The organism is Streptomyces sp. NPDC093089 (assembly GCF_044754405.1).
Classification (GTDB): domain Bacteria; phylum Actinomycetota; class Actinomycetes; order Streptomycetales; family Streptomycetaceae; genus Streptomyces.
In genome coordinates this window covers 251,624-264,604 of the sequence record NZ_JBIVPA010000012.1, presented here as the reverse complement: position 1 = coordinate 264,604, position 12,981 = coordinate 251,624, and the positions used below count along the sequence as shown (strand labels likewise).

6 protein-coding genes are annotated in these 12,981 nt (G+C 72.3%); 2 read left to right on the top strand and 4 right to left on the bottom strand.

What is annotated here, in order from left to right; all coding sequences use genetic code 11:
- Nucleotides 1-101 precede the first annotated feature (101 nt).
- Together ACIQFX_RS27850 and ACIQFX_RS27845 are read left to right on the top strand one after the other, a co-directional pair.
- Nucleotides 102-1,085, top strand: coding sequence for a helix-turn-helix domain-containing protein (locus ACIQFX_RS27850; RefSeq protein ID WP_402468727.1), 984 nt, complete (start codon nt 102-104; stop codon nt 1,083-1,085).
- A gap of 258 nt (nt 1,086-1,343) precedes the next feature.
- Entirely contained in the window at nt 1,344-1,826 is a 483-nt protein-coding gene (locus ACIQFX_RS27845; RefSeq protein WP_402468724.1) for a DUF456 domain-containing protein, read from the top strand.
- On the opposite strand, the gene ACIQFX_RS27840 is transcribed toward ACIQFX_RS27845, so the two are convergent.
- From ACIQFX_RS27840 to ACIQFX_RS27825, 4 genes are all read right to left on the bottom strand, one after another.
- Nucleotides 1,813-3,201: a DNA-3-methyladenine glycosylase 2 family protein gene (locus ACIQFX_RS27840; protein ID WP_402468721.1), complete on the bottom strand. Its 1,389-nt coding sequence runs from the start codon at nt 3,199-3,201 to the stop codon at nt 1,813-1,815. The genes ACIQFX_RS27845 and ACIQFX_RS27840 overlap by 14 nt on opposite strands.
- Nucleotides 3,202-3,417: 216 nt before the next feature.
- A complete protein-coding gene (rsgA, locus tag ACIQFX_RS27835) occupies nt 3,418-4,539 on the bottom strand; it encodes a ribosome small subunit-dependent GTPase A (RefSeq protein ID WP_402468718.1) in 1,122 nt (373 codons plus the stop codon).
- 406 nt (nt 4,540-4,945) lie between these two features.
- Nucleotides 4,946-5,803, bottom strand: a complete 858-nt coding sequence (locus ACIQFX_RS27830) for a hypothetical protein (RefSeq protein ID WP_402468716.1) — start codon at nt 5,801-5,803, stop codon at nt 4,946-4,948.
- Nucleotides 5,804-5,939: 136 nt separating this feature from the next.
- A complete protein-coding gene (locus tag ACIQFX_RS27825; protein WP_402468714.1) occupies nt 5,940-12,965 on the bottom strand; it encodes a ricin-type beta-trefoil lectin domain protein in 7,026 nt (2,341 codons plus the stop codon).
- Between the last annotated feature and the right edge of the window lie 16 nt (nt 12,966-12,981).

Sequence of the window (12,981 nt, the reverse complement as noted above, 5' to 3'; positions counted from 1 at the left end):
GGCCGTTTCCCGCCAGGTCACCAACGGAACGAATGCCTCCGGTGAACGTCCCGGAACGATCGGGAACGCCCATCGGAGGTACGGCGAGGGGTGGGGCATCCATGCTGGGAGCGATAGGACTCGACGAGCGCCAGGAGTCCGCGTACCGGGCCCTGGTCGCGCTGGGCGCCGCCGAGGTCACCGATCTCGCGCACCGGCTCGCCCTGCCCGAACAGGACACCGAGCGGGCCCTGCGTCGGCTCGAGTCGCAGGGGCTCGCCGCCCAGTCCTCGGCCCGCACCGGACGGTGGGTCGCGGCGCCGCCCGGGGTGGCGCTCGGCGCGCTGCTCACCCAGCAGCGCCACGAGCTGGAGCAGGCCGAACTGGCGGCGGCGCTGCTCGCCGAGGAGTACCGCGCCGAGGCCGAGGCCGTCGCCGTGCACGACCTGGTGGAGGTGGTGACCGGCGCCAGCGCGGTCACCCACCGCTTCCTCCAGCTCCAGCTGGGCGCGACGGAGGAGGTCTGCGCCCTCGTCACCGGCAAGCCGATCGCGGTCACCGGCCTGGAGAACGACGCCGAGGAGCAGGCCGCGGGGCGGGGCGTCCGCTACCGGGTGGTCATCGAGCGCGAGGTCCTCACCCTCCCGACCGGCCTGCTGGAACTCTCCGCGGCGCTCGGCCGCGACGAACTGATCCGCGTCGCCGACCGCGTCCCCACCAAGCTGGTGGTCGCCGACCGGTCCCTGGCCATGGTCCCGCTGACCGGCCGGGGAGCCGAACCCGCGGCCATCGTCGTGCACGCGAGCGGGCTCCTCGAATCGCTCATGGGCCTCTTCGAGTCGGTGTGGCGGGACGCCCTGCCGCTGCGCCTCGGGGCAGGCGCGCAGATCACCGAGGACGAGGCGCCGGGTCCGGACGGCATGGACCTGGAGATCCTGTCGCTGCTGCTCGCCGGGATGACCGACGCCAGCGTGGCCAAGCAACTGGACCTGGGGCTGCGGACCGTCCAGCGCCGGGTGAAGGGGCTGATGGAGCTGAGCGGGGTGACCACCCGGCTCCAGCTGGGCTGGCACGCGTACGAGAAGGGCTGGGTGGCCCGCGGCTGACCCGGCGCGGCCCCCGCCCACCTGCGGCCGAACCGACCCGGCGCGCCCCTCGGCCGACCCGGCGCGGCTCCCGCCGGCACGCAGCCGACCAGGACCGGCACGACCTTCGGCTGCCCCGGCTGCCCGGCCCGGCCCCGTCCGCCCCGTCCGCCTCGGGCCGCCCGACCCGACCCCCGTCCGCCCGCCGGACGCCCCGTCCCGTACCCCGTCCGCCCGCCGCGACCTGCGGAGGCCGCCGATGTCCTGCACCCTGGCATCGTGGGTGTGTGGCAGCTCCTGATGATCGCGACGGTGATGCTGCTCGGTCTGTTCGGGGTCCTGACCCCCGGCGTGCCGGGGACGTGGCTGGTGTGGGCGGCGATGCTCTGGTGGTCGCTGCACGAGCGGACGGGCCTCGCCTGGATCCTGCTCGTCTCCTCGACCGGCCTGCTGCTCCTCACCCAGGTGATCGTCTGGCAACTGCCACCACGCCGTTTCCGCGGCGTCGGGATCACCCGCCGGATCGTGGCGTACGCGGGGGTGGGCGCGCTCCTGGGCTTCGTGCTGATCCCGGTGATCGGGGCGGTCCCCGGCTTCGTCGGCGGGATCTACCTGGCGGAGCGGCTCCGCCTCGGCGGCCACGGCCAGGCCAGGGCGGCGACCCGGGCGGTGATGCGCGCGGCCGGCACGAGCGTGCTGGTCGAGCTCTTCGCCTGCCTGCTGATCGTCGGCGCCTGGGCGGGCGCGGTCATCTGGGGCTGAGCCCCGGCCCGCCCGGCCCCCCGCTCCCCGCCGCCGGTACCGGGGCGAGATAGCGCGTCGCGTACGAGCGCCACGGCCGCCACTCCTCGGCGTCCGGGCCGTCCGCCGGGGGCACGTCCGGGTCGCCGAGGGCGCGCATCCGGATCAGCGCGGCGGCCCCGGCCGTGACGCCGGGGACGGCGCGCAGGGCCCGCTCGGCGTCGTCGCGGTCGGCGCCGGGGTCGAGGCGCACGGTCCCGTCGGCGAGGGCGCGGGCGAGCGGCCCCGCGACGGGGTGGCCCGTCAGGGCGGCCGGTGCGGGGAAGACGTGGGTGAGGGTGCCGCAGGCCTCGGCCAGCGGCGTGCCGTGCGGCACGACGATCCGGGCCGACTCCTCGGGCCCGAGGACCGTCCGCAGGGCGAACTCCTCGGGCTCGGCCGTCCCCGGGGAGCGCACGCCGGGCCGGGCCGCCACCTCGGCGGCGAGTCCGGGGGCGGCCCCGAGGCGTTCGGCGACCGCGTACGGGTCGGCGTCGAGGTCGAAGAGCCGGCGCAGCCGGTGCACGGCGGTGGTGAGGTCGCGCAGCTCGGTGAGGTGGATGCGGGCGTCGAGCCAGCGGCCCGCGGAGCGCTCGTCGACGGAGACGACGCCGGTGCCGTACGGGAGGCGGAGCGTGCGGCGGTACGTGCGGGCGCCCGGCGCGCCGACGACCTCCTCGACGCGGGGCACCGCCTCGGCCGCCAGCAGGTCGAAGACCTCGCCGGCCGCGTACGGCCCCCGGTGGGCGAGCCGCAGCGGCACCCCGGCGGCGAGCGCGGTGCGGGCTCCCGCGCCGGTGCCCGCCTCGGCGCGCAGCGCGGTCGGGGTGCGGGCGTAGACCGCGCGGACGGTGTCGTTGAACTGGCGGACGCTGGCGAATCCGGCGGCGAAGGCGATCTCCGTGACGGGCAGTCCCGTGGTCTGGAGCAGCAGCCGCGCGGTGTGCGCCCGCTGGGCGCGGGCGAGGGCGACGGGCCCGGCACCGAGCTCGGCGGTCAGCTGGCGCTGCACCTGGCGGGTGCTGTAGCCGAGGCGACCGGCGAGGCCGGGCACGCCCTCGCGGTCGACGACGCCGTCGCCGATCATCCGCATGGCGCGCCCGACGACGTCGGCCCGCACGTTCCACGCGGCCGAGCCGGGCACGGCGTCCGGCCGGCAGCGGCGGCAGGCCCGGAAGCCGTGCCCCTGGGCGGCGGCGGCCGTCGGGAAGAACGAGACGTTCTGCCGTTTGGGCGTGACGGCGGGGCAGCTGGGCCGGCAGTAGATCCCGGTGGTGCGGACGGCGAAGAAGAACTCTCCGTCGAACCGCGCGTCCCTGCTGCTGACCGCCTCGTAGCGGGTGTCGTCGTCCCTCACGCCTCCCAGTGTGCGGCCGCCGCCCGTCCCGGGACTCGCGGTATTCGGACACCACGCTCCCGGGACCTCGGCCGGCCGAGGTCCCGCGCGCGGGCGCCCGGGAGCAGCCGTACGACAGCGACTGCACGCACGTCGGCCGCCGGAGCCGTACGGCCACGACTCCGCGCACCTCGGCCGCCGGGGCCGTACGTACGACCGAGGTCCGGTGACCGTGGGCTACCGCAGGCGGCCGCTGCGCTTGAACTCCATGGCGGCGCGGCCGGCGTCGCCCTTGCGCTTCCAGTCCTTGCGGATCTCGTTGCGCAGGCGGGCGTCGGTCTTGGCCACGAGCCGCTGGTTCTCGCGCAGGAGCTTGCGGAAGCTCTCCAGCCGGCGCACGGGCAGGGTGCCGTCGTCGATCGCCGCGAGGACCGCGCAGCCCGGCTCCGCCTCGTGGGCGCAGTCGGGGAAGCGGCAGTTCCCGGCCAGGTCCTCGATCTCCGAGAAGACCTGGCCGACGCCGGTCTCGGCGTCCCAGAGGCCGACGCCGCGCAGGCCGGGGGTGTCGATGAGGACTCCCCCGCCCGGCAGGACGAAGAGGTTGCGGGTGGTCGTGGTGTGGCGGCCCTTGCCGTCGATGTCGCGGGCGGCCTGGACGTCCATGACGTCGTGGCCGACGAGCACGTTGGCCAGGGTCGACTTCCCGGCGCCGGAGACGCCGAGGAGCACGGTCGTGCCGCCGGCGACGGTCGCGGTCAGCGCGTCGAGGCCCTCTCCCGTCGTCGAGCTGACGGGCAGCACCTGGACGCCGGGGGCGACCGTCTCCACGTCCTCGACGAGGTAGGAGAGACCGACGGGGTCGGGCACCAGGTCCGCCTTGCTGAGGACGATCGTCGGCTGGGCGCCGGACTCCCACGCCAGGGCGAGGAAGCGCTCGATCCGGCCGAGGTCGAGTTCGACCGCGAGCGAGACGGTGATGACGGCGTGGTCGACGTTGGCCGCGAGGATCTGGCCCTCGGACCGCTTGGACGAGGTGGAGCGCACAAAAGCGGTACGCCGAGGCAGAAGCGTCCGCGCGTACCGCGGATCACCGCCCTCGGGGTCGACGGCGACCCAGTCCCCCGTGCACACGACCTTCATCGGGTCGTGGGGAACGACGAACGCGGTGTCGGCACGGACGAAACCGTCAGGGGTGGCCACATCGCACTGACCGCGATCGACCCGGACGACCCGGCCCGGGACCAGGCCCTGGGCGGCGTACGGGACGAACTCGGCCTCCCAACCCTCGTCCCAGCCGTAGACGGCGAGCGGGTGCTGGACGGCGGAAGGGGAAAACGGGTGGAGCGGGGCGTTGAACAAGGGGAAACCCTTCGAAGGGTGGCCCCGGCGGCGCGCTCCGAGCGCGCGGATCGAGTGGGTGTCAGCCGGAGACCACAGGGGTGGGAACGATGAACTCCTGAATGCGGGCAGAGCCCGTCACCGTGACAGTCATCAATGTCCTCACCTCCTGCTTCTTCTCGACGAACCGACACCGTCCCCTGTTCGGGGAGCAGATGAGCAGCACCATAACGCCACCCAGGGCACGTCACCACCGATTAAATCCGAAACCCCACCCGCCCGACATCGGCTGCGGACGCTCCGTCCTCGCACCACGAGTCGCGCGGTGTCCCGGGCCGGCACCCGGTGACTCCACCGTGACGGACAGCCCTGTCCACGTACAGGAGGAGCAGGGCCCGTCGTCGTGGCCGTGCAGGCCCTGCCGGGGTCATTCGGGGAACGCCGCGAGGTGTCCGTACTCCGTCTCCGCGAAGCGGAAGGAGTCGTCGACGAGGTGGCGGGCCCGGATGAGGTCGACGAGGGTGAAGTAGGCCGAGAGGATCGCGTCGGCGGACAGGCGCATGCCGTGGGCCGTCTCGTCCCGTGCTGCGAGGGTGGCGGGGAGGACGAGCGCCTCGGGGGCGGTATCGGCATCGGCCGGGGTTTCCCAGACCAGGGCGTCCGAGAGGGAGGCGAAGCGCTTCATCGCGGAGACGAGTCGGGCGTGGGCGTGCTCGAGGTGGGGGTCGGCGAAGTAGGTCGTGGTGGAGTCGGTCTCGCCGTTCGTGTAGGCGGTGGGGAGGCGGTATGCATGGCGTTGGAGGGATCCCCAGAGGGATGAGGCGACGTCTTCGGGTACGCGGTCGAAATTCTCCAGCCGCCGCAGGGAGGAGAACCATTCGGCGTCCCAGCGCCATTCGTGCAGGAAGGTGAGAGAGCTTCTTCTGTCGCGTTCGCCGGCGGTGCGCGGAGGGGTGCCGGATCGCGTTCTCGGGGGGACGCCGTAGCGGGATTCGACGGCGTGCCAGTAGAGCATGTACCAGGATTCGACGGAAGTCCTGACGTAACCCGGGTGGCGCGATTCCGCGGTTTTCTCCAGGTGTTCGACGAGGAGGCGGAACTGCCAGTCCTTGGGCGGGAGGGCGGTGCCGTCGAGCCAGGAGCGGAGTTCCGGCTCGGACCAGGTGTCACCGCCGACTCGCGGGCGGCGGCCGAAGGTCAGGAGGTCGTCGAGAGATTGGCCGGAGTTGATCCAGAGGTCATGGAGGCGGCGGGGGAATTCCTGCTCCTGGGTGTCGCTTTCCATCGATAATCCTCCGGGCACGTCATGGGGGACAAAAGGCAGTGAACAAAAGGCAGTGGAAATAACGCAGTGGGCAAAAGGCAGCCGTGCGGCCGTCGTTGGACGACCGCACGGCTGGGTATTCAGGCTGTTCAGCCTATCATCGGGACGCCTGCTGGACGAAGTCGGATATCTGTCCGGGTGTCATGTCGGGCAGGTCGAGCTTCAGGAATTCGTTGAGCGAGGCGTTGGTGGGTAGGTGGGTCGGGATGTCGATTCCGATTCCGCTGAGGATCTCGCGGGCTCGGGCGACGGGAATGGACATCGAGGCGGCGTTGGCCACGTCGCCTGCCAGGGCGTTGATGACCACTTCGCGGTCCTGCGGGAGGGAGAGGTAGTACCGCTCGGTGTCGATTCCGGCGCGCGAGAGGTTCGACGACGGAATCACGTGGACGACCGCGTCGGCGCCCTTGCTGGCGGAGTGCACCGCGTAGGCGGTGGCGACACCGGGGTGCCAGGTCGCGGGGGTGGAACCGCTCTGCTTGGTTCCGGCGGAGCCGCCGAAGCCCTTGGTGGTGCCTCGGAAGAGGGTTTCCCCTTCGTCTCCGCCACCGCCTCCGCCGCCACCGCCGTCGCTGTCGCCGCCGTCCTTCTTGCCGCCGGCTCCGTCGCCCTTGGTTCCCGAGCCGCTGCCGGCGTCGTCCTTGGGCTTGGCCGGCGGGTCGGGCTTGGGGGCCTCCTTGGGCTTGGGGGTGGCGGGCGGGGTGACGTTGTCGGCGGCGTTGGCCGCGCCCTTGGCGTCGGCGGCCTTGTCGGTGGCCTTGGTGACGGCCTGGACCGCTTCGACGCCTTCGTCGACGTACTTCGCGCCCTTGGCGACGCTGGCGCCGTATCCGACGATCGGGATCGCGGAGGAGAAGGACAGACCCGCGTCGACGTAGTTGCCCTCGGCGGTGTACCAGATGCCGTTGGCGACGTCGGCGACCTCGCCGACGACCGGCACCAGGCCGACGACGTCGAGGGCGGCGTGGCCCCAGTCCGACCAGCCCCACCACAGGCCCGTGGGGTCGGGGAACATGATCGGGTTGTTGCGCCCGTACGCGTACGGGTTCAGGTGCTGCGGGTCGGACAGGTCGAGGACCGGGTCGACCGAGAGGAACCGGCCGAGGGCCGGGTCGTACTGACGGGCACCCATGTGGACCAGGCCGGAGCCGGGGTCGTTGACCGCCCCGACGAAGCCCTGCTGACCCGGCCAGGCCGACGGGTTGGTGCCGCGGACCTCTCCGAAGGGGAGGGTGCGGCGCTGGGCGACGGTCTGGCCCGCGCCCACCGCGTCGATGACGAGCTCGGCGGTGCCGTTGAGGCCGCCGCCGAGCCAGTGCACCTGGGTGCTCGAGGTGCGGACGGCGACGGTCCGGGCGCCGTGGCTGTAGTAGCGGACGGCGCTGGTGGTGTCGTCCGTGGTGGCGGGGGTGTTCTTGGTGTCGACGGTGAGCTCGGTGGTGCCGAGGTACAGCGTCGCCTTGCCGTACTCCTTGCGGATGAGGCGGCTGCCGTCGGAGCCGTACACGTTGGTCGTGTGCTTGGCGAAGCTCCACCGCTGGGTCGCGGACGTGGAGCAGGTGACGGCGGTGGCGGCGGTGCCGCTGGTGGTCGCGGTCAGGGTCAGGCACAGGCCGGTGGCGGTGTGCTTGACGGTGCCGTTGTCCTGGATCTTCCACTTCTGCGCGGCGTCGGTGGAGGAGCAGGGGCGGGCGAGGACCGCAGCGCCGGTGGTGGTGCCGTTGGGGACGGCGCAGACGCCGAGGGCGGCGAGCTGTTCGTCCTTGTTGAGCTCCCATGCCTGCGCGGTGCTGCCGGAGGCGCAGGTGAGGCCCTGGATCGCGGTGCCGGAGGCGGTGGCGCCGCCCTTGAGGTCGAGGCAGAGGCCGCCGCTGCCGGTGACCGTGCCCTTCTCCCCCGCCTTGGAGGTGCCGGCGAGCCGGCCGACGGCGTCCCAGCGCAGGAGCTGGTCGACGGCGGGGCTCAGAGCGGTGGCCGCCTTGGTGCGGCGGACGGTCTTGCCGGCCGCGTCGTAGGCGTAGCTCTGGGCGGTGTCGGTCTTCGCGGTGACCGTTCCCGCGCTGTTCACCGTCTCGGTGGTGACCGTGGCGGTGGGCAGGGCGTGGGGGCGGTCGGCGCCGGCCGCGGGCATCGCGGCGGTGGTGGTGACCCGCAGGGCGGAGGCTCCGCCGGCCGCCGGGTTGACGGGGTTGCGGATCTCCTTGGTGCGGTTGCCCGCGGTGTCGTACTCGTAGGAGTGCCAGTACGGGGCCGGGCCGCCGACTGCGCTGTTCGCCGCCGGGGGCGCCGCGCAGGTGGTGGAGGTCTGGCTCCACGCCGTCCTGAGCCGGCGCAGGTAGTCGTACTGGAAGCACTGGACGTCAGCGGTCTTGCCCGCGGGCGCGTCCGCGATGGTCTTGATGTTGCCGGCCGCGTCGTAGACGTACGTGGCGTCGACGTCGGGGTTGGCGATCGACTCGCGGTCGATCCGGCTGCCGGTGAGGCGGCGGGTGCCGTCCTCGTGGAAGTTGGTCAGCCAGGTCTGCTTGGCGGCGCTGGAGACGCCGAGGGTGAGCTGTTCGGTCTCGCCGAAGTTGGAGTAGCGGGTCTCCCTGACGTAGTCGGTGCTGCCGTAGGTGAAGGCCGGCAGGCCCGTGAGGTCGTAACCGGTGGTGATCTTCTCCGACGGGAGCGGTCCCGCCGCCGGGACGGTCACGCCGGACACGGAGCCGTCGGCCTTGTAGGTCGCGGTGGTGGTGTAGGTGCCGGCGAGCTTGCCCTCCGCCGCGGGGATGACGATCGCGGTGGAGGTGGGGTGTCCGTTGACGTCGTAGCTGTTGACGGCGGACTTGTACTCGTTGCCACCGCTGAAGGTGGAGGAGGAGGTGACCCGGCCGATGCCGTTGGGGAGGGTGTCGTAGACCCAGGAGTTGAGGGTCTCGCTCCCCTTGGTGATCTTGGTGGTGCGGCCGAGGTTGTCGTAGTGGTAGGTGACGGCGGCACCGAGCGGATCCGTCACGGTGGAGAGACGGTCGAGCTCGTCGTACGCCATCGTGGTGACGCCCTTGTCGGGGTCGTCAGCGGTGCGCTGACGACCGAGGGCGTCGTAGGTCCACTTCCACTCGTTCTTGGCCGTCGGGTCCTTGACCGAGGAGAGACGGCCGGCCTTGTCGTAGGCGTAGGTGGTGGTGAGTCCGGTGCCGGAGACGGAGTCGGAGTCGTACTCGGTGAGCGAGGTCCGGCGTCCCTGGGCATCGGTGCAGACGCGGGTCGGCGTGCCGCCGGTGGGCGGGTCGCTGTCCGTGCAGTTGCCGTGGAAGACGGTGCGCGTGCGCCACTTCTCCGCGCCGCCGACCTTGAAGACCGTGGCCGTGGCGCGGCCGGCGCCGTCGTAGACGGTCTCGGTGGCCGGCGGGTTGCCGCCGACCGCGAACTGCGGCTCGACGACGGTCGTGCCGGGGTCGTCCAGGTTGTAGAACGGGCCGTGCTGGACGACCGCCAGGCCTCGCGAGTCGTACTCGACGAGGTTCAGGACCCGCCCGGTGTTGGGGGTGGGCGTCTGGTTCTGGCGGGCGCGCAGGAGCCCGTCGTACAGCTGGTGGGAGACGGCGACGTTGCCGTTGGGCTTCAGCGTCTTCGTGGTGACGACGCTGGCCGCGTCCGCGTTGATGTCGTACGCGTACTCGGTGTTGGGGATGTCGGTGGCCTTGGAGCGGCCCGGGAGCCACACCTTGAGGAGCCGGCCGAGCGCGTCGTAGGCCAGGTCGGTGCGCTGGTTGTTGGCGTCGGTCGTGGCGGTGACCAGACCCCAGGCGGGGTCGACGGACGACGAGGTGGTCTGTCCGGTGCCGCCGGGGACCGCGGGCGGGGTGGTGACCTTCATCCCCGTGACCGGGCCGCCGGTGGCGGGGGTGTACGAGGTGGTGGTCCGGTTGTTCTTGGCGTCCTGCACCGCGGTGACGCGGCCGTGGACGTCGTAGTCGCTGCTCGTGGTGGTCTGCAGGACCGGGGTCGTACCGCTGTAGCCGGTGACCCGCTGGCTGGAGCTGACGTCGCCCTTCGTCGGGACCGCTCCGTAGGTGAGGTCGTCGTAGAGGGTGCGGACGTCGGAGATCGCGTCACCGGGGTAGCTCGGGGTGGTGGCGCAGTCGACCGCGACCGTGTGGACCCGCTTGACCAGGGTGAGCAGGGTCTTGTCGGTGTTGCGGGCGTACTCGTAGCGGGTGCAGGAGTCGTCCGCGGTGTTGCCGTTCGCCTTGTCCTCGCCGACGTCTCCGAGGTCGGAGGAGGACGAGATCATGCCGTACGCGTCGTAGGTGTGGTCGATCGCGGTACGGCGGACCCCGCCCGTGACGGCGGCGCGGGTGTCGATCCGGTCGGTGCCGACGAGGTGGGCCGTGTCGCTGCCCTCGGTCGCGGTCGCCGCCGAGATCCAGGGCGTGTTGACCGAACCGTTGATCTCCTTGGCCGCGCGGTCGGCGGCCGTGGCGGCGGGGACGGAGGAGTAGGTCCGGGCTTCCAGCTGGTAGCCCTGGAGTCGGTCCTTGTCCTCGATCCGGGTGCCGTCGGAGGCGGTGACCCAGACGTCCTCGGTGCCGCCGTCGCCGTTCGTCCGGTCGCCGTCCATGCCCCGGAGGTACGTCGCCTCGGAGCTGAGCTGCGCGGTGCCGGCGTCACCGGTGACGGTGCGGACGGTCTGGAAGCCCCGGAACTGGCTCCAGGTCTTGTTCTTGCTCTTGGCCAGCTCGCTGTCGTCGTAGCGCCAGGCGGCACCGCCGTAGTACTCGTACTTCGTCGTCTTGTTCAGACCGGCGACCGTGCGGTCGTCCTCGATCACCGTGTCGATGACGTACTTGTGGAACCAGTCCTCGTCCTCGCCGATCGCGCCCTCCTTCGACCAGAAGGACGGGAAGCACCGCTTGGTGTTGGTGTGCGGCGTCGGCAGGTCGGAGACGGTGCATTCGACGGGCTTGTAGGTGACGGCGACCTCGCCGCCGCTCTCCGAACGGATGGCGCGGATGCGCCACTTGTACATCGGGTCGCGGTCCTGGGCCTCGGCGTGCACGCGGTTGGTGTTCTTGACGCCCCAGAAGACCGTCTTCAGGCTCTCGCTGGTCCCGCCGTTGGCCTTGCCGACGTGGGTGATGCTCTGCAGCCACAGGGAGCGCGGCGAGGTGTCGGCGGTCGCCGGGTAGGACTGGTCCAGGGTCCAGGTGTCGACCGGGGTGTAGCTGCCGGACTTCAGGATCTGGGTGGTGACGGAGGTCAGCCGCTTGCGGGAGAAGAAGGCCGGGGACCACTGCTCCTTGCAGGAGTCGGTGTCCGTGCAGATCTGGTCGAAGGGGACGTCGGGCCAGCGGGTGGCGGTGTCCTCCTTCAGGTCTCCGGGCTCGCAGTCGGCGGCGGCTCCGTCGCAGCGCTCGGCGACGCCGAAGACGACCCTGGCCGGGGCGTCGGTGGTGAGGTCGCTGCCCTCGCGCTCGCCGTACTCGATGCGCTTGAGGTGTCCGCCGCGGTCGTAGGCGACCGAGACGTCGTCGCGCATGGCGCCGTAGCGGTTGGTCTCCTTGTCCCAGTACAGGGTCATGGAGTTGCCGTGGACGTCGACGACGTAGTCGAGGTTCCACCGCCAGGTCTGGTTGCAGCGCGAGTCCTTGAAGGTGGACCCGTGGCACGGCTCGCCCGAGTCGTCGCCGTAGACGGGGACCTGCCAGGCCGACTCCTGCGACTCGCCGTCGGCGGCGGATCGCTTGTCGCGGCCGAAGTAGTAGCGGGTGCCGTCGGTGGTGGTGACGACCCAGAACTCCTTGCTGTCACCGGTGTTGAAGCCGCCGGACCAGCGCTCCACGCGCGTGCCGTCGTCGGTCTTCAGCCGCCAGGTGCCCTCCAGCTTCATGTCCGGGTTGCCGTCGAGCGTGCGGCTCGCGTCGGCGCCGGACTTCTTCACCAGCTCGCCGTTGCGGCCGCCGAAGGACATGGTGGCGTTGTCGGAGTGCCAGCAGAGGTCGTACTTCTCCTCGCCCTCCGTGTCGTGCCCGTCGTCCTTGCAGGAACGGTAGGAGCGCTCGATGTACCCCTGGGACAGGTCGAAGCCCTCGCCGACCCAGCTGGTCTGGGAGTTGGTGGAGGCGGTACGGCCGTCCACGCTGCCGGAGCTGTACGAGAGCGACAGCTGCGGCGACGGGCCCGCGATCGACGGCGGGACCCGCATCGGGTACTGCCAGGTGAAGGAGCCCGAGTTGCCGGCGACGGACCAGGTGCCCGACGGGGTGAGCGGGGTCGCGGCGTAGTTGCCCGAGCTGCCCGCGGCACCGGCCGAGACGGACAGCACGGAGAGGCCTGCGGCGGTGGCCGGGGCGGTGGTGGCCGCCGCGGCGGAGGAGCGTGCCGCGGTGCCGGTGGCGGCCTCGGCGCCGGCGGTGCCCTCGGGGAGGGCGACCTCGGCGGTGAGCGTGCCGTTCTTCCGGTCGTTCGAGGTCCGCAGGACCTTGCCGTCGGCGCATGCCCCGGGCGTGGCCGAGGTGACCAGGCACGGGCTGTGCTGGACGACCCGGAGGCGCGAGGCCCAGTCGCCGCCGTAGGCCGCGGCGAAGGCCTTGTAGTCGATCTCGACGGTGACGCGGCCGACGGCCGTCTCGCCGTCGGCGCGGGCGACGGTCAGCAGCAGGCCGTCGACGCCTGCCCGCTCGGTCCTGGCCCGGGACATGACCTCGACGTCGACCCGTTCCGGCACCTGGGTACCGAGGGCCTCGACGCCGGCCTCACGGGCGGCGGCGTTCCGGGACGTGAGCTTTCCGCGTACGGCTGCCGGGGTGACGATCCGGACCGGCAGGGTGCCCGCCCGGTCCTCGACCGCCGCCTCGGCGGCGGTCAGGCTGCCGGCGCGGGCCTGCGCGCGCAGGCCCGCGACCGGGAGCTCCGCCACGCCCTTGCCGGCGGCCGGCCAGACGGTCTTCGGATACGGCACGCGGGCCGCCTGGGCAGCGGCGTCCTTCTCGCCGTCCTTCTCCCAGGCGAGCGGGGTGACGTCGACCGAGTCCATGACGGCCGTCTTCGGCCGCCGCTTCTCCCGCGCCGCCTCGTCGACTCCGTCGGCGGCCCCCACGGCGGGAGCTTGCAGGAGGGTCAGGGTGACGGCTCCCACCACCCCCCATGCCGTG

Excerpts from the sequence above, each read along its gene's own strand:
- ACIQFX_RS27850 (WP_402468727.1), top strand. The coding sequence starts at position 102 with ATGCTGGGAGCGATAGGACTCGACGAGCGCCAGGAGTCCGCGTACCGG.
- ACIQFX_RS27830 (WP_402468716.1), bottom strand. The coding sequence starts at position 5,803 with ATGGAAAGCGACACCCAGGAGCAGGAATTCCCCCGCCGCCTCCATGAC.